The organism is Streptomyces sp. NPDC057287, assembly GCF_042667905.1.
Classification (GTDB): Bacteria; Actinomycetota; Actinomycetes; order Streptomycetales; family Streptomycetaceae; genus Streptomyces.
Genome location: NZ_JBHUYV010000010.1, coordinates 88,942 through 105,743, shown reverse-complemented (window position 1 = coordinate 105,743; position 16,802 = coordinate 88,942). Strand labels below are relative to the sequence as shown.

Annotated in this window: 13 protein-coding genes and 1 tRNA gene; 12 read left to right on the top strand and 2 right to left on the bottom strand. The window is 72.1% G+C overall.

All coding sequences use genetic code 11. The features are described from left to right. Nucleotides 1–47: 47 nt before the first annotated feature. The 8 genes from ACFUNE_RS20705 to ACFUNE_RS20670 are packed head-to-tail and all read left to right on the top strand — an operon-like array spanning nucleotide 48 to nucleotide 8,343. Nucleotides 48–1,166, top strand: coding sequence for an inositol-3-phosphate synthase (locus ACFUNE_RS20705; RefSeq protein WP_383569770.1), 1,119 nt, complete (start codon nucleotides 48–50; stop codon nucleotides 1,164–1,166). 23 nt (nucleotides 1,167–1,189) lie between these two features. Further along, nucleotides 1,190–2,326 (top strand): SCO3242 family prenyltransferase, encoded by a 1,137-nt coding sequence (locus ACFUNE_RS20700; protein WP_383569767.1) that lies wholly within the window; start codon nucleotides 1,190–1,192, stop codon nucleotides 2,324–2,326. Next, complete coding sequence (locus ACFUNE_RS20695) at nucleotides 2,323–3,186, top strand: sugar phosphate isomerase/epimerase family protein (RefSeq protein ID WP_383569764.1); 864 nt, start codon at nucleotides 2,323–2,325, stop codon at nucleotides 3,184–3,186. Before ACFUNE_RS20700 ends, ACFUNE_RS20695 begins: the two co-directional genes overlap by 4 nt. Beyond that, the gene (locus ACFUNE_RS20690) at nucleotides 3,180–3,815 is read left to right on the top strand and encodes an EboA domain-containing protein (RefSeq protein WP_383569761.1); all 636 of its coding nucleotides are present in this window, start codon (nucleotides 3,180–3,182) and stop codon (nucleotides 3,813–3,815) included. Before ACFUNE_RS20695 ends, ACFUNE_RS20690 begins: the two co-directional genes overlap by 7 nt. Continuing rightward, nucleotides 3,815–4,663, top strand: a complete 849-nt coding sequence (locus ACFUNE_RS20685; protein ID WP_383569758.1) for a TatD family hydrolase — start codon at nucleotides 3,815–3,817, stop codon at nucleotides 4,661–4,663. The genes ACFUNE_RS20690 and ACFUNE_RS20685 overlap by 1 nt, the downstream gene beginning before the upstream one ends. A gap of 3 nt (nucleotides 4,664–4,666) precedes the next feature. Further along, entirely contained in the window at nucleotides 4,667–5,842 is a 1,176-nt protein-coding gene (gene eboE / locus ACFUNE_RS20680; RefSeq protein WP_383569755.1) for a metabolite traffic protein EboE, read from the top strand. After that, nucleotides 5,839–7,230, top strand: coding sequence for an alkaline phosphatase family protein (locus ACFUNE_RS20675; protein WP_383569753.1), 1,392 nt, complete (start codon nucleotides 5,839–5,841; stop codon nucleotides 7,228–7,230). Before eboE ends, ACFUNE_RS20675 begins: the two co-directional genes overlap by 4 nt. A gap of 42 nt (nucleotides 7,231–7,272) precedes the next feature. Continuing rightward, nucleotides 7,273–8,343 carry a sugar phosphate isomerase/epimerase family protein gene (locus ACFUNE_RS20670; RefSeq protein ID WP_383569750.1) on the top strand — a complete coding sequence of 357 codons (1,071 nt, stop codon included), beginning with the start codon at nucleotides 7,273–7,275 and terminating at the stop codon, nucleotides 8,341–8,343. Between the two features lie 196 nt (nucleotides 8,344–8,539). Here the strand turns inward: ACFUNE_RS20670 and ACFUNE_RS20665 are convergent, their stop codons facing one another. Beyond that, the gene (locus ACFUNE_RS20665; protein WP_383569747.1) at nucleotides 8,540–9,844 is read right to left on the bottom strand and encodes a DUF2254 domain-containing protein; all 1,305 of its coding nucleotides are present in this window, start codon (nucleotides 9,842–9,844) and stop codon (nucleotides 8,540–8,542) included. Between the two features lie 178 nt (nucleotides 9,845–10,022). On the opposite strand from ACFUNE_RS20665, the gene ACFUNE_RS20660 reads away from it, so the two are divergent. Further along, nucleotides 10,023–10,110, top strand: a tRNA-Leu gene (locus tag ACFUNE_RS20660). Between the two features lie 124 nt (nucleotides 10,111–10,234). Here ACFUNE_RS20660 and ACFUNE_RS20655 read toward each other — a convergent pair. Next, on the bottom strand, nucleotides 10,235–11,917 hold the full coding sequence (locus ACFUNE_RS20655; RefSeq protein ID WP_383569744.1) for a hypothetical protein: 1,683 nt from the start codon (nucleotides 11,915–11,917) through the stop codon (nucleotides 10,235–10,237). A gap of 356 nt (nucleotides 11,918–12,273) precedes the next feature. Between ACFUNE_RS20655 and ACFUNE_RS20650 the strand changes: the two genes are divergently transcribed. The 3 genes from ACFUNE_RS20650 to ACFUNE_RS20640 are packed head-to-tail and all read left to right on the top strand — an operon-like array spanning nucleotide 12,274 to nucleotide 16,800. Beyond that, nucleotides 12,274–13,290: a LacI family DNA-binding transcriptional regulator gene (locus tag ACFUNE_RS20650; protein ID WP_383569741.1), complete on the top strand. Its 1,017-nt coding sequence runs from the start codon at nucleotides 12,274–12,276 to the stop codon at nucleotides 13,288–13,290. Then, complete coding sequence (locus ACFUNE_RS20645; protein ID WP_383569739.1) at nucleotides 13,287–14,846, top strand: sugar ABC transporter ATP-binding protein; 1,560 nt, start codon at nucleotides 13,287–13,289, stop codon at nucleotides 14,844–14,846. The genes ACFUNE_RS20650 and ACFUNE_RS20645 overlap by 4 nt, the downstream gene beginning before the upstream one ends. Continuing rightward, a complete protein-coding gene (locus ACFUNE_RS20640; RefSeq protein ID WP_383569736.1) occupies nucleotides 14,836–16,800 on the top strand; it encodes a substrate-binding domain-containing protein in 1,965 nt (654 codons plus the stop codon). Before ACFUNE_RS20645 ends, ACFUNE_RS20640 begins: the two co-directional genes overlap by 11 nt. The last annotated feature ends 2 nt before the right edge of the window (nucleotides 16,801–16,802 follow it).

Sequence of the window (16,802 nt, the reverse complement as noted above, 5' to 3'; positions counted from 1 at the left end):
CCGCCCACCGCTCACCACCCCTCTTCATCCCCCCTGGGAGGCAGCCCGTGACCGCACACGCCGCTCGTACCGGAGTCTGGTTCATCGGAGCTCGCGGCTCCGTCGCCACCACCGCCACCGCGGGGTGCGCGGCCATCGCGGCCGGGCTCCACCCGCCGACCGGCATGGTCACCGAGACACCACCCTTCACCGGCACCGGACTGCCGTCGCCGACCTCCCTGGTCTTCGGCGGCCACGACACCCTCGACTGCCCCCTGCCCAAACGGGCCGAGGCCCTCGCGGCCGGGGGAGTCCTCCCGCACGGTCTGCCCTCCGCCGTCGCCGCCGAACTCGGCGCCGCCGACAGGGAGATACGCCCCGGCGGACCGCTCCCGGGCGACACCCGCACCGACGAGGAGCTCATCGCGGCCTTCGCCGCCGACATCCAGGACTTCACCCGCCGGAACGGGCTGGCGCGCACCGTCGTCATCAACGTGGCCTCGACCGAACCCGCCCCCGGCGAGGACGACTCCCGGCTCCCGGCCAGCTCCCTCTACGCGGCGGCTGCCCTCCGCGCCGGCTGTCCGTACGCCAACTTCACCCCGTCCACCGGGCTCCGCAGCCCGCACCTCGAGGACGCCGTCGCCTCCTGCGCGCTTCCCCACGCCGGACGCGACGGCAAGACCGGCCAGACGCTGCTCCGCTCCGTGCTCGCCCCGATGTTCGTCCAGCGCGCGCTGCCGGTACGGGCGTGGTCGGGCACGAACCTGCTGGGCGGCGGGGACGGGGCGGCGCTGGCCGACCCGGCGGCGGCGGCGGCCAAGAACGCGGGCAAGGAACGCGTGCTCGCCGACACCCTCGGGGCCGCCCCGGAGGGCGAGGTCCACATCGACGACGTACCGGCGATGGGGGACTGGAAGACGGCGTGGGACCACATCGCGTTCGACGGGTTCCTCGGCTCGCGGATGATCCTCCAGACGATATGGCAGGGCTGCGACTCCGCTCTGGCCGCACCGCTGGTCCTGGACCTGGCCCGGCTGCTGGCCCGCTCGCACGAGGCGGGCCTGACCGGCCCGCGGCCCGAGCTGGGCTTCTACTTCAAGGACCCGGACGGCGGTCCGGCCGCGCTGCCCGAGCAGTACGCGGCGCTGCTGGCCTTCGCCGAACGCCTGCGGGCCGACCGGTGAGGCCCCTCCGTCTCCTCGCCGCGGTGACCGGAGCCCCCCGCCTGCTCGGTGCGGGGCCGCAGGCGCCCGCCGCACCCGTGCGGGTCCCCCCGATCAGCCTGTCCGGGGCGGGCGGGACTGCGCCCGCCCCGGACAGGCGGCCCGGCGGCCGCGCGCGCCTGCGGGCATGGGCGGAGCTGCTGCGGGTGTCCGCGCTGTTCACTGTGCCCGGTGACGCGCTCGCCGGGGCCGCGGCGGCCGGGCTGCGTCCCGGCCGTGGCACGGCCCTCGCTGTCGGCGCGTCCTTGTGCCTGTACGAGGCGGGCATGGCTCTCAACGACTGGGCGGACCGCGAGGAGGACGCCGTCGACCGCCCTCACCGCCCGATCCCGTCGGGCCGCATCGCGCCGGGTGCCGCCCTGGCCGCCGCGGGCACCCTGACTGCGGCGGGCCTGGCCCTCGCGGCCCGCGCCGGCCGCCCCGCCCTGGCCGTGGCGTCCGGCCTGGCGGCCACGGTCTGGGCCTACGACCTGCACCTGAAGCACACGAAGCTGGGACCCGCCGCGATGGCCGCAGCCCGCGCCCTGGACCTGCTGCTGGGCGCGACGGCGACGGCGACGGCGAGGACGGCGGACGCGGCGGCTGCGGTGACCGGGGCGCCGGCCGCGAGCCCGCCGGCCGTGCGGACGGCGACGACCGTGACCGCACGCACCGCCGCCGCACGACCGGTCCGTGCCCAGGCCCCCGCTGCCGCGTTCCCCGCCGCGCTCGCCCTCGGCGCGCACACCTACGCCGTCACCGCCGTCTCCCGGCACGAGGCGCAGGGCGGATCAACGGCGGCACCGCTGACGGCGCTGGCCGGTGTCGCCGCGCTCGGGGCCGCCGTCCTGCGCGGATTGCCGTCACCGGGGGAGCCGCCCCGACCACGCGACGCCACCGGAGGGCTGCTGCTCACCGCCTTCACCGGCGCCTACCTCCGGACCTCCGCGATCCCCCTCCTCCACGCCGCGCTGAACCCCTCCCCGCCCCTCACCCAGCGGGCTGTCGGCGGCGGGATCCGCGCCATGATCCCGCTGCAGGCCGCGCTCGCCGCCAGGGCCGGGGCTCCGCTGAACGGGCTCGCGGTCATGGGGCTCGTCCCCCTCGCCCGCACCCTCGCACGGAAGGTGAGCCCCACATGACCCTCCGCCTCGGCTACGGAACCAACGGACTGACCGACCTCCGTCTCGACGACGCCCTCGGCCTCCTCGCCGACCTCGGGTACGACGGGGTGGGTCTGACCCTCGACCACATGCACCTCGACCCGCTCGCCCCGGACCTCGCCGCCCGCACCCGCCAGGTGGCCCGCAGGCTCGCCGGACTCGGTCTGGGCGTCACGGTCGAGACCGGCGCGCGCTACGTCCTCGACCCCCGGCGCAAGCACGGCCCCTCCCTCCTCGACCCGGACCCGGACGCCCGTGCGGCGCGTATCGCCCTGCTCCTCCGCGCCGTCGACGTGGCCGCCGACCTCGGCGCCCACGCCGTGCACTGCTTCAGCGGCATCACCCCGCCGGACACCGGCACCGACACCGCGTGGCAGCGGCTGACCGACGCGCTCGGCCCCGTACTGGAAGCGGCCGCCCGCGCGGGCGTCCCGCTCGCCGTCGAACCGGAACCCGGCCACCTCCTTGCCACGCTCGCCGACTTCCACCGGCTGCGCACCCTCCTCGGCGACCCGGAACCCCTCGGGCTCACCCTGGACATCGGCCACTGCCAGTGCCTGGAACCCGCATCGCCCGTCGACTGCGTGAAGGAAGCGGCGCCCTGGCTGCGCCACGTGCAGATCGAGGACATGCGGCGCGGCGTCCACGAGCACCTTCCGTTCGGTGACGGGGAGATCGACTTCCCGCCGGTGCTCGAGGCGCTCGCCGCCACCGGGTACGCAGGCCTCACGGTGGTGGAACTGCCCCGCCACTCGCACGCGGGCCCGGAACTGGCCCGCAGCTCGATCGACTTCCTGCGCCGGGCGACCGGGACGACGAACGGAGCCGCACCGTGCTGATCGACCGCAAGGAACTCGACGGCCTGCTCGGGGGAGCCGTCAGGGCATGGCTCGACGAGGCGCTCGCCGAGGCCGCGCACGCCGCGGCCCACCCCGGGGCGAACAGCGGCAACCCGCCCTGGGAGCTGCGGTTCGCTTCGGCGGGACGGCACTGCGGACTCGAGTACGCCGACTCCGTGCGTGCGCTGCTGCTCGTCGAGGCGCACGCCGGTCCGCCTGCCGTCACCCGCCTCTACGAGCAGGGAACGGCCGCCGAACGCCGCGCCGTCCTGCTGACCCTGCACCGGCTGGACCTCGGAGCCGACGCGCTCCCGCTCGTCGAGGACGCCCTGCGCACCAACGACACCCGGCTGGTCGCCGCGGCCGTCGGCCCGTACGGCGCGGCCCATCTCGACGCGCACGGCTGGCGCCACGCCGTCCTGAAATGCCTCTTCACCGAGGTCCCCGTCGAAGCCCTCGACCACCTCGGCGACCGGGCCCGCGGAGACGCCGAACTCGCCCGCATGCTCGGCGACTTCGCGGCCGAGCGTACGGCGGCCGGCCGCGAAGTCCCCGCCGGCCTGCGGACCGTCCTCGCTCTCACGGCCCCGGCGCCCGTCCCCGCCCCCACGTCCACGGAGGAATTCTGATGAGGATCTTCGACCCCCACATCCACATGACCTCCCGCACCACGGACGACTACCAGGCGATGTACGACGCCGGCGTCCGCGCCCTCGTCGAACCCTCCTTCTGGCTCGGCCAGCCCCGCACCTCGCCCGCCAGCTTCTTCGACTACTTCGACGCGCTCCTCGGCTGGGAGCCCTTCCGCGCCTCGCAGTACGGCATAGCCCACCACTGCACGCTCGCGCTCAACCCCAAGGAGGCGAACGACCCCCGCTGCACCCCCGTCCTGGACGCCCTGCCGCGCTACCTCCTCAAGGACTCCGTCGTCGCCGTCGGTGAGATCGGCTACGACTCGATGACCCCCGCGGAGGACACGGCCCTCACCACCCAGCTCCAGCTCGCCGCCGACCACGGACTTCCCGCGCTCGTCCACACCCCGCACCGCGACAAGCTCGCCGGTCTCCACCGCACCATCGACGTCATCCGCGAGTCGGACCTCGCCCCGGAGTTCGTCCTCCTGGACCACCTCAACGAGACGACCGTCAAGGACGCCCTCGACAGCGGCTGCTGGGCCGGATTCTCCATCTATCCGGACACCAAGATGGACGAGGACCGCATGATCACGGTCCTGCGCGACCACGGCACCGACAGGATCCTCGTCAACTCGGCGGCGGACTGGGGCAAGAGCGACCCGCTGAAGACCCGCAAGGTCGCCGACACCATGCTGAAGGCCGGATTCGACGAGGACGACGTCGACAAGGTGCTCTGGCGCAACCCCGTCGCCTTCTACGGGCAGAGCGGCCGGCTCCAGCTCGGCGTCACCGCGCCCGGCCCGCTCCACGAAGGCAACTCCATCCTCCGCGGCGGGGAGTGAGCCATGCGCTTCCGCCACCCCGACGGCTCCACCGTCCACCTCGCGTACTGCACCAACGTGCACCCCGCGGAGACGCTCGAAGGAGTGCGGTCCCAGCTCCGCGACCACTGCGAGCCCGTACGCAGACGGCTGGGCCGGGACCGCATCGGCATCGGCCTCTGGCTCGCCAGGGACGCCGCCCGCGCCCTGATCAACGATCCCGCCGCGCTGCGGTCGCTGCGCGGCGAGCTCGACCACCGCGGCCTGGAGGTGGTCACCCTCAACGGCTTCCCCTACGAGGGCTTCGGCGCCCAGGAGGTCAAGTACCGCGTCTACACACCGGACTGGACCGATCCCGAGCGGCTCGCCCACACCACCGATCTCGCCCGGCTGCTCGCCGCCCTGCTCCCCGACGACGTCACCGACGGCACGATCTCCACCCTGCCGATCGCCTGGCGCACCCCGTTCGCCGACGACCCCACAGCGGCCGGGACCGCGCAGAAGGCGCTCAGGACCCTCGCGCAGCGGCTCGACGCCCTCTCCGAGCTCACCGGCAAGTCCATCAGGATCGGTCTCGAACCCGAACCGGGCTGCACGGTGGAGACCACCGCGGACGCCATCGGGCCCCTCACCGCGGTGGGCCACGACCGCATCGGCGTCTGCGTCGACACCTGCCACCTCGCCACGTCCTTCGAGGACCCCGACACCGCACTCGACGCCCTGAGCACGGCCGGGGTCCCCGTCGCCAAGGCCCAGCTCTCCGCGGCGCTCCACGCCGAACACCCGCACCTGCCCGAAGTGCGCGCCGCCCTCGGTGCCTTCGCCGAGCCCCGCTTCCTGCACCAGACGCGCACCCTCACCGCCTCGGGCCTCCAGGGCACCGACGACCTCGACGAGGCGGTGTCCGGCGGAGCGCTCCCGGACGGCTCGCCCTGGCGTTCCCACTTCCACGTCCCGCTCCACGCGCCTCCCGCGCCGCCGCTCACCTCCACCCTCCCCGTCCTGCGCTCCGTGCTGACCAGGCTCGTCGGCGGGCCGGTGCCCCTGACCCGGCACCTCGAAGTCGAGACGTACACCTGGCAGGCGCTCCCCGCCGAGCTGCGGCCCCGCAACCGCACCCAGCTCGCCGACGGCATCGCCGCCGAACTCACCCTCGCCCGCGACCTCCTCGTCGACCTCGGATTGAAGGAGCTCCCGTGACCGCACCGGAATCCGGCACCCGCCCCACCCCGCTCCTCGTCCTCGACGTCGTCGGCCTCACTCCGCAGCTGCTCCGGCACATGCCGAACCTCCGGGCCATGGCCGGATCGCAGGCGCCCCTCTCCACCGTCCTGCCCGCCGTCACCTGCGCCGCCCAGTCCACCTTCCTCACCGGCACCACCCCCGCCGAGCACGGCATCGTCGCCAACGGCTGGTACTTCCGTGAGCTCGGAGACGTCCTCCTGTGGCGCCAGCACAACGGGCTCGTCGAGGGGGACAAGCTCTGGGACGCCGCCCGGCGCGCCCACCCCGGCTACACCGTCGCCAACATCTGCTGGTGGTACGCGATGGGCGCCGACACCGACTGGACCGTCACGCCCCGGCCCGTGTACTACGCCGACGGCCGCAAGGAGCCCGACTGCTACACACGGCCCCCGGAGCTGCACGACGAACTGACGGAGAAGCTCGGTACCTTCCCCCTCTTCCACTTCTGGGGCCCCGGAGCCGATCTCGTCTCCTCGCAGTGGATCATCGACGCCACCCGCCACATCATGGCCACCCGCACCCCCGACCTGGCCCTCTGCTACCTCCCGCACCTCGACTACGACCTCCAGCGCTTCGGCCCCGACGACCCCCGCTCCCACCGGGCCGCGGCCGACCTCGACCGCGCCGTGGCGCCGCTGCTCGACGACGCCAGGGCCGCGGGGCGCACCGTCGTCGCCCTCTCCGAATACGGCATCACCCGTGTCGACCGGCCCGTCGACATCAACCGCGCCCTGCGCAGGGCCGGCCTCCTGGAGGTCCACACCCAGGACGGGATGGAGTACCTCGATCCGATGGCCTCGCGTGCCTTCGCCGTCGCCGACCACCAGCTCGCCCACGTCTACGTACGCCGGCCCGAGGACCTCGAAGCGACCCGGAAGGCCCTCGCCGGCCTTCCCGGCATCGCGGAGCTCCTCGACGACGAGGGCAAGAAGGCCCACCACCTGGACCATCCCCGTTCCGGAGAGCTCGTCGCCATCGCGGAGAAGGACGCCTGGTTCACGTACTACTACTGGCTCGACGACGACCGGGCGCCCGACTTTGCGCAGCTCGTCGAGATCCACCGAAAGCCGGGCTACGACCCCGTGGAACTCTTCATGGACCCCCAGGACCCCTACGTACGGGTCAAGGCGGTCTCCGCCGTCGCGCGCAAGAAGCTGGGGATGCGCTACCGCATGGCGGTCGTCCCCCTCGACCCCTCACCGATCCGCGGCAGCCACGGACGCCTCCCCACGGACGACGAGGAAGGTCCGCTCATCCTCTGCTCCACCCCCCGAGCCTTCGGCGGCCGAGTCCAGGCCACCGAAGTGAAGTCCCTGCTCCTCCAGCTCGCCGGACTTCACTGACAATCCACCCCCACCCGCACGTTCACAAGGAGATCTGTGATCATGAGCCGCACTCCGAAGGACCCCGAGCTCGCGCGCAGACTGAGCCGCCGCAACGTCCTGGGCGTCGCCGCGGGAGCCACGGCCGCGACCCTCCTCAGCGGCGCCGCCGCCCAGGCGACGGGACCGCAGGCAGGCCAGGGACACGACCACGGGAAGGGCCACGGCCACGGCAAGGGCCGTGCCGTGCTGCCTCCCGGCCGCCTCGGAATCCAGCTCTACAGCCTTCGCGACAAGGTCTCCACACTCGGCTTCGGCCCCGTCTTCGCCGAACTCGAGAAGTACGGCTACGACGAGATCGAGTTCGCCGGGTACACCCAGGGCTCGGCCGGCGCCATCACCCTCGCCCAGCTCAAGAGGCTGGCGAAGGACCACGGCCTCAACCCCATCGGCAGCCACGTCAATTACTACGACGACAACAACCCCGACGCCTACTCCTTCGCGCAGAACCTCACCAAGGTCCTCGACGAGGCGGAGGCCCTCGGCCTCAAGCACATCGGCACCGCCTCCGGCCCCTTCCGCTACGGCTCCACGGTGGACGGCTGGAAGCGCGCGGCGGAGGACTTCAACACCTACGGCGCCGCCGCCCGCAAGCGTGGCATGAAGTTCTACCAGCACAACCACGCGGAGGAGTTCTCCTTCGCCACCGACAAGCCGAAGGTGCGGCTCTACGACGTCCTGCTCGCCGAGACCGACCCCGACCTTGTCTACCTGGAGATGGACATCTACTGGGCGTTCTGCGCCCAGTTCCGCTTCGGCAAGCGGGTGGACGGTACACCGGCGCCCTTCAACCCCATCGACTACGTGCTCAAGCAGCCCGACCGCTACCCCCTCTTCCACGTCAAGGACGGAACCCGGAACGACTCCGCCGTCGACGGCTACGACATGACGGACGTCGGTGACGGGGACATCGACTACAAGAACTTCCTGAGCCGGGTCACCGCGCGGACCCACCGGGGCCGCACGTACCACCACTGGCAGACCGAGCACGACAACCCGGTCGAGTCCCTCGCCTTCGCCCGCAAGTCCAGCGAGCACCTGCACTCGCTCCGTGAGAGCCGTTGCGGGGACTGATCGCACATATACGCGTGGGGCCCGGTTCTCCTGAACCGGGCCCCACGCGTGTGCCGCTGGTGTGCGGCCGGTCGGTCTCCCTGCTCACCGGGGCCGGCGCGGTCCCGGTGAGCAGGCTGCGTCCTCCCCGAAGTGGTCCGCGGTCATCGCGGCGGACATCGGGAGGATGGCCCCGCCACCGGAGCCGGAGACCGTGTCAGCCGATCCCCTGACGGTCCGGGCGCAGCGCGAACGCGCGCCCGGCCGCCTCGGGCACGGTGCGCTCCACCGCCTCCACCAGGAGGGCACGGTGCCTGAGCAGCGGCGTCCTGCGCTCCTCGGCCGCGAGCAGTGTCAGATCGTCGAACGCTGCCAGCAGCCTCCGCGTGACCTGCGGACTCCGGGTCGCGCACCACCGGATCTCCTCGAACGCCAGGTCCACGAGATCCGTCCATCCCGGCACCTCCTGGACGAGGCGCACATCGCCCCGCCGGTCGCGATGGTGCAGGGGGGCCAGTGGGAGACGTACGGCGACCGAGAGGAGCTGCACGATCCGGTCCAGGCACTGCACCGCGGTGGTCGGATCGTTCACGGAGGTCGACAGGGCCCGCAGCGCGATGTCCGACAGCTGGCGCAGGCCGAAGGCCGGATCCTGGTGCACCGTGCGCTCGACCCCGACGAGGGCCGTGCGGCTCAGCGCGCGCGGCGGCGGGGCGGTCCCGCCGTACACCGTCAGGACCGGTGTGCCCGGCACCAGGAAGTCCCCGATCCGGGGCACCAGTCGCAGCACGACCCCCTGCCGTTCCGCGGCCCGCACCAGCTTTGCCACTCGCACGCTCCGGAGCACCCCTGCCCGCCCCCGGTGCGCGATGTGCGCCGTCCCGGGCCCCGCAGGCGGTACCGCCTGCGCCGGTTCCCCGGGCTGTTGCTCCATCGCGCGCAGCGACTCACGGGCGATGTGGTCAAGGACGGGCCCGACCCGCATGAGCCGCAGGGTGGACGAGACGTACGCGACGAACAGCAGGAGGCTCAGGCCCACCAGCCCCAAGGTCATCAGACTCTGCAGCAGGGGCGCCGACGTCACCCGCCGTGGGTCCGGATCGGTCCCGCCCTCGTACGAGGTCAGCACCAGCAGCGAGAACGCGAAGGTCGCGAGGAACACCGTCAGTGTCAGCTTGCTGATCCTGCTCCGCACGAAGATGCGGACCACGCGTGGGGTGAGCTGCCCGCTCGCCATCTGGACGGCGACCAGCGAGATGCTGAACACGACACCGATGAACGTCATCATCGCCGCGCTGACCGTGGTGACCACCGTCCGGGCGTCCCCGGTGAAGGCGAGGAGATCCTCCAGCTCCGCGTAGGACCCTTCCTCCTGGAGGTGGGCGACGATCCTGGTGTCGAGCTCGGCGAGGACCCACCACACGACGAAGCTGCCCACGAGCCCCACGGCCGGAGCCAACCAGAAGGTGTCGCGCAACCCTTCCCGCAGCTGCCGGCCCGCTCGCTCACTCTTGCCACTCATGCCGCGAAGGTAGCCCGGAAGCACGTTGTGCACGCGATGCGCCACGGAGCGTGAACATCCCGGCCGGGTCGGCGACCGCACCCCACTGACCATCGAAAACGCAGGTGAGGGGCGCCCCAAACCCCTGGTATTGTTTTCTTTGTCGCCACGGGGAACACCCCGGAACGACAGACACCTTGTCCGGGTGGCGGAATGGCAGACGCGCTAGCTTGAGGTGCTAGTGCCCTTTATCGGGCGTGGGGGTTCAAGTCCCCCCTCGGACACCATGTATGACGAAGAACCCCAGCTCTGCTGGGGTTCTTCGCGTTGTGCGGGCCGTTCGCGGCGCTCTCGCGACCCACGCCGTCCGCCCCGCCGGGGGGTCACACCGCGTGGGTCACGATGCGTGGGTCACGACGTGGGCGTCGTGCACTTCGTCGTCGTCCCGTCGCTCAGGCAGGCCCGCACCCAGCGGCCGTCGGTCGCCTTCAGTTTGTCGGCGTCGGCGACCTTCGCGTACGTCCCGCCGGACTGCTTGTCCTCCAGCCACACCGTGACGCCCGCCGTGTCCGAGTGCGCCCAGGCGTAGTGGTCGGTCACGGACCAGTCGGGGCGGCCGCCGGACAGGGTGACGCGGGCACCGTTCGGCAGGGCCGCAGCCGCCCACTCCGTCGCCTTGGCCGACCAGGTGGTGACAGCGCTCGGGGAGATCCCGTCACACGTCTGCCCCGGGGCGCACAGGCCGACCGGGCCCTGGACCGACGTATTGTCGATGTTGTTCCCCTGCTGGGTGGCGAACGCCCACTTCTTGCCGTCCACCACCAGCCCGGCTATCTCGTCCCCGGACAGCGGGTCCAGCGCGACCATCTTCGTCGTGCCCGACGCGGTCAGCCGGCCGCCGGGCAGTGGCACGGGGTGGGCGGTCCGGGAGTCGGCACCGCTCGACGCGTGTTTCATGAGCGTGGCCGAGACGTCGTTGCGGCCCGGCGGGAGCTCCGCCTCGCCCCAGTAGTACATGTGGTACGGGTCCCAGGCAGGACGGCCCTCGTAGATCTTGAACCGGCCCCCCAGGTAGATGTTCGCGTCCTCCACGACGCGGCCCTCGTAGTTCGGCATCCACTCGGTGACGCTCGCCGGGTCGATCCCCGTGCACGGAAGCGTGCTGCACGGAGCCTCGGGCGGGGTCGTCGCCATGAAGTCCTCGTCCCTGGTGCACTCCGTGCCCGTCGCGTCGCTGACGCAGGCCCGTAGTTCCGGCAGCCAGGAGAACGCCCGGGTGGAGCCCGTCGCCGTGCGGGAGGCGCCGTCACGCGGGAACGCGGAGTACACGTGGCCCCAGCGGCCCTCGCCCTGCCACGCCTCCAGCCAGAAGCGACCACCCGAGGGCAGCTCGCCCTCCGCCCAGCCCAGGTAGCTGCCCTGCTTCAGGCGTCCGGCCACCTGCTGCACGGACGCGCCCGACGGCAGTTCGACCCGGTCGTACTCGGAGCGCTCCACGTACGACCAGTCGGACTGCCGGACCGCCACCGGGTCGGCGATCTCGGCGCACCAGCCCTCGCACGGCCCCAGCGGGACGACCTCGGCGGCGTACTGGTTGAGGCACCCCCGCTCGCTGCCGTCGGTGACGCAGGCGCCGTTGGCGTACGTGCCCTGGGGGACCGAGGTCGAGTACAGGAACATGCCGGTGGTGCCGGTGGTGGCGCGGTACGAACGCGGGTGCTGCAGAGTCGTGATGATGTTGATGCCGTCGCCCCAGTTGTCCTCGGTGCGCAGCCACAGCCGGCCGTTCTGCACCCCGGTGCCGAAGCGCACCTCGGCCCAGGTGTAGGTACGGGCGCCGGAGGCGTCCCAGGCCGGCTTGCCGGTGTACTGGATGATCTTGGTTCCTGAGGCGAGGGTCGTCTGCTTCAGGACCTTCGGCGCCCCGCCGGACTGCCACGCGGTCACCTGACCCGGATCCGCTCCCTCGCAGGGGAGTTGGGGACAGGGTGCGGCCTGCGCGGCCACGGGCGCCGCCTGGGCCGTGGGTGCCGTCAGCAGAGCGGCGCTCACGGCGGCCGCGGCCAGGGCGGCGCAGCGGGACCACCACCGCACACCCCTTGCCGCCCGACTGCGGTTCCCGGGCCCGCGCCCGCTCGCCGTGTCTCTGCCTGCCCCGCCGTCCATCGCGCCTCCAGTGCTCGTGTCACCGCCGTGCCGGGCCGGATGGGCCCGGGGTGATGGAACCGGCGGCACCTCTCCGGATCGTCTCGGTGGTGTCTCGGAGCTCGGATTACGGCCAGCCGCAGGCGAAGCGTGGAGAGGGAGTGGTGCATCACAATCCGGCCTCGGGCGTCGCTCAGGGGGTTGATTTCCGCCATGTAATCGATTCCAATCATCCGTGTAATCGATTCCACGGCCCGTTCCGCTGGTTTCGAGGCTCACGGAAACCACAAGGAGGTGGTCCGGAAATGGCGAGCATCAAGGATGTCGCGGCCCAGGCAGGAGTCTCTGTCGCCACGGTCTCCCGCGTCCTCAACAGCCATCCCTCCGTCAGCCCGGACGCGCGCAGACGCGTCCTCGCCGCCGTCGAGGCCCTCGGCTACCGGCCCAACGCCGTGGCCCGCTCGCTGCGCACCGACCAGACGCGCACGCTCGGGCTCGTCATCAGTGACGTGCTCAACCCGTACTTCACCGCGCTGGCCCGCTCCGTGGAGGAGGAGGCCCGCGCCCTCGGCTACAGCGTGATCATCGGCAACGCCGACGAGCGGACCGAGCAGCAGGACGACCACGTCCGCACGCTCCTGGACCGCAGGATCGACGGACTGCTGGTCTCGCCCGCCGACGGCGAGTCCTCCCTGCTGCGGGACGTCGCCCGCGCCGGCACCCCGATGGTCTTCGTGGACCGGTGGGTGCCCGGGGTGGACGTCCCCGTCGTCCGTGCGGACGGCCACCGCGCCATCCAGGACCTGGTCGCCCACCTGCACGCCCTCGGCCACCGCAGGCTCGCCATCATCGCGGGCCCCGCGGCCACCACCACGGGCGACGAGCGCGTCGAGGCGTTCCGGGAGGCGATGCGGACCCACGGGCTCGCCCTCCCCGACGCCTACATCGGACAGGGCGACTTCCAGGCCGACAGCGGGCGGCGGGCCACCGAGCACTTCCTGTCGCTCCCCGACCCGCCCGAGATCGTGTTCGCCGCCGACAACCTCATGGCGCTCGGCGCCCTGGACGCCATCCGCGCACGCGGTCTGCGCGTCCCCGAGGACATCGGGATCGCGGCGTTCGACGACATCCCGTGGTTCGTCCACACCGGCCCGCCGATCACCGCGATCGCCCAGCCGACGGGCGACCTCGGCCGCGCGGCCGTGCGCGCGCTGGTCGACATCGTCGAAGGCCGCCCCCCGCAGTCCGTCACCCTGCCCGCCCGCCTCGTCGTACGCAGCTCCTGCGGCGAGCGCACCTCCACCCCCGGGAGCAACGAGTGAGCGAATCAGTCGAGTTGCTGCGCATAGAAGGCGTACGCAAGACCTTCCCCGGTGTCGTCGCCCTGGACAGTGTCGACTTCGACCTGCGCAGCGGCGAAGTGCACGTCCTGCTCGGTGAGAACGGCGCGGGCAAGAGCACCCTCATCAAGATGCTCTCCGGCGCCTACCGCCCGGACGCCGGCCGGATCCTCGCGGGCGGCCGGGACGTGCGCATCCACGGCGCCCAGGACGCCGAGAAGCTCGGAATCGCCACGATCTACCAGGAGTTCAACCTGGTACCCGATCTGACGGTCGCCGAGAACATCTTCCTCGGCCGCCAGCCGCGCCGATTCGGCATGATCGACCGCCGGCGCATGGAAGCCGACGCCGAGGTGCTCCTGCGCCGCGTCGGTCTGCACATCTCGCCCCGGGCCAGGGTCCGTGAACTGGGCATCGCCCGGCTGCAGATGGTCGAGATCGCGAAGGCGCTCAGCCTGGACGCACGCGTCCTGATCATGGACGAACCGACGGCGGTCCTGACCTCCGAGGAGGTCGACAAGCTCTTCGGGATCGTGCGGCAGCTGCGCGCCGACGGTGTCGGCATCGTCTTCATCACCCACCACCTCGACGAGATCGCCGCCCTCGGCGACCGGGTCACCGTCCTGCGCGACGGCCGCAGCATCGACCAGGTGCCCGCCTCGACCCCCGAGGCGGAGCTCGTACAGCTCATGGTGGGACGCAGCATCGAACAGCAGTATCCGCGCGAACGCCCGGAAACGGGACCGACGTTGCTCTCCGTGCGCGGGCTCACCCGCGACGGGGTGTTCCACGACATCAGCTTCGATGTGAGGGCCGGTGAGGTCGTCGGCCTCGCCGGACTCGTCGGAGCGGGCCGCACGGAGGTCGCCCGCGCCGTCTTCGGCGCCGACCCCTACGACACCGGCACCGTCGACGTGGGCGGCGAGCGCCTCGGCAAGCACGACGTGACCGCCGCCATGGGCGCCGGGATCGGGCTCGTCCCCGAGGACCGCAAGGGCCAGGGCCTCGTCCTCGACGCCTCCGTGCAGGAGAACCTCGGCCTGGTCACCCTCCGCTCGGCGACCCGCTCCGGACTCGTCGACGTCAAGGGGCAGCGCGCCGCGGCCGCCCGCATGGCCGAGCAGCTCGGCGTACGGATGTCGGGCCTCGGCCAGCACGTGCGCACCCTGTCCGGCGGCAACCAGCAGAAGGTCGTCATCGGCAAGTGGCTCCTGGCCGACACCAGGGTCCTGATCCTCGACGAGCCCACGCGCGGGATCGACGTCGGCGCCAAGGTCGAGATCTACCAGCTCGTCAACGCGCTGACGGCGTCCGGACACGCCGTCCTGATGATCTCCAGCGACCTGCCCGAGGTCCTCGGGATGAGCGACCGGGTCCTCGTCATGACCCAGGGCCGCATCGCCGGAGAACTCCCCGCCCACGAAGCCACCCAGGACGCCGTGATGGCACTCGCCGTCAGCGGCGCCCCCGTGACAGCCCCGTCCACCGAGGACGACGAGCACACCGAGAACGCAGAGGAGAGCCCCCGTGGCCACTGACACGCATCCGAGCAAGGCGGGCGCGGGCGGCGCCGGACACACCCTGCGCCGCCTCCTGCTCGACAACGGCGCCCTCAGCGCCCTGGTCGTCCTCCTGGTGGCGATGTCGCTGCTCTCCGGCGACTTCCTCACCACCCAGAACCTGCTGAACGTCGGTGTCCAGGCCGCCGTGACCGCGATCCTCGCGTTCGGTGTCACCTTCGTCATCGTCTCCGCGGGCATCGATCTCTCCGTCGGCTCGGTCGCCGCGCTCTCCGCGACCGTCCTGGCCTGGTCGGCGACGTCCGCGGGCGTCCCCGTCTGGCTGGCGGTCATCATCGCCGTGGCCACCGGCATCGCCTGCGGCTTCGTCAGCGGCGCCCTCGTCGCGTACGGCAAGCTGCCCTCGTTCATCGCGACGCTGGCCATGCTCTCGGTGGCCCGCGGACTGTCCCTGGTCATCTCCCAGGGCAGGCCGATCCCCTTCCCCGACTCCGTCTCCGTGCTCGGCGACACACTCGGCGGCTGGCTGCCCGTCCCGGTCCTCGTGATGATCGCGATGGGCCTGATAGCGGCACTCATCCTGGCCCGCACCTACATCGGCCGCTCCATGTACGCCATCGGCGGCAACGAGGAAGCGGCCCGGCTCTCCGGACTGCGCGTCAAGAAGCAGAAGCTGGCCATCTACGCCCTGTCCGGCCTCTTCGCCGCCGTCGCGGGGATCGTCCTCGCCTCCCGTCTGGTCTCCGCACAGCCGCAGGCGGCGCAGGGGTACGAGCTCGACGCGATCGCCGCGGTCGTCATCGGCGGCGCCAGCCTCGCGGGCGGCGTCGGCAAGGCCTCCGGCACCCTGATCGGCGCACTGATCCTCGCCGTGCTGCGCAACGGCCTCAACCTCCTGTCCGTGTCCGCCTTCTGGCAGCAGGTCGTCATCGGTGTCGTCATCGCCCTCGCGGTGCTGCTGGACACGCTGCGCCGCAAGGCCGGGTCCGGAGCCTCTTCCGCAGGCGGCTCGTCCGCCGCGCCCGGAGCACCCGGAAAGGGCCGTAGGGGAGCGATGCAGGCGGGGATCGCGGTGGTCTGCGTGGCCGCCGTCATCGCGGCGGTGACGTTCTTCAAGTCCGGTTCCACCGCAGACACCACCAAGGTGGGCATGTCGCTCTCCACCCTGAACAACCCCTTCTTCGTCCAGATGAAGGAGGGCGCTCAGGAGGAGGCGAAGACGGCCGGGGTGGACCTCACCGTCACCGACGCCCAGAACGATGCCTCGCAGCAGGCCAACCAGCTGGAGAACTTCACCAGTTCCGGGGTGGACTCCGTCATCGTCAACCCGGTCGACTCCGACGCCGTCGGACCCGGTGTCCGCGGTGCCAACGAGGCCGGCATCCCCGTGGTCGCCGCCGACCGGGGAGTCAACAAGGCCGAGACCGCCACGCTCGTCGCCTCCGACAACGTCGCGGGCGGCAGGCTCGCCGCGAAGACACTCGCCGACCGGCTCGGCGGCAAGGGCAGCATCATCGTCCTCCAGGGCACGGCCGGAACCTCGGCCAGCCGTGAGCGCGGCGCGGGCTTCGCCGCCGGCATCAAGGCCTACCCGGGCATCAAGGTCGTGGCGACGCAGCCGGCCGACTTCGACCGCACCAAGGGCCTGGACGTCATGACCAACCTGCTCCAGTCGCACCCCGGCATCAACGGCGTCTTCGCCGAGAACGACGAGATGGCGCTCGGCGCGGTCAAGGCACTGGGCAGCAAGGCCGGGAAGTCCGTCCCTGTCGTCGGCTTCGACGGCACCCCCGACGGCCTGACGGCGGTCGGAGCGGGCACCCTCTACGCGTCCGTGGCCCAGCAGCCCAAGGAGCTCGGGAAGATCGCCGTACGGAACGCGGTCCGGGCGGCCGACGGCAAGAAGGTCGACAGCATGGTGAAGGTGCCGGTCAAGGTCGTCACCCGGCAGAACGTCGCCGACTTCTCCTGAGC

Bases quoted from the DNA above. Each gene is read 5' to 3' on its own strand.
- ACFUNE_RS20695 (WP_383569764.1), top strand. From the start codon at position 2,323: ATGACCCTCCGCCTCGGCTACGGAACCAACGGACTGACCGACCTCCGT.
- ACFUNE_RS20685 (WP_383569758.1), top strand. From the start codon at position 3,815: ATGAGGATCTTCGACCCCCACATCCACATGACCTCCCGCACCACGGAC.
- eboE (WP_383569755.1), top strand. From the start codon at position 4,667: ATGCGCTTCCGCCACCCCGACGGCTCCACCGTCCACCTCGCGTACTGC.
- ACFUNE_RS20670 (WP_383569750.1), top strand. From the start codon at position 7,273: ATGAGCCGCACTCCGAAGGACCCCGAGCTCGCGCGCAGACTGAGCCGC.
- ACFUNE_RS20665 (WP_383569747.1), bottom strand. From the start codon at position 9,844: ATGAGTGGCAAGAGTGAGCGAGCGGGCCGGCAGCTGCGGGAAGGGTTG.
- ACFUNE_RS20650 (WP_383569741.1), top strand. From the start codon at position 12,274: ATGGCGAGCATCAAGGATGTCGCGGCCCAGGCAGGAGTCTCTGTCGCC.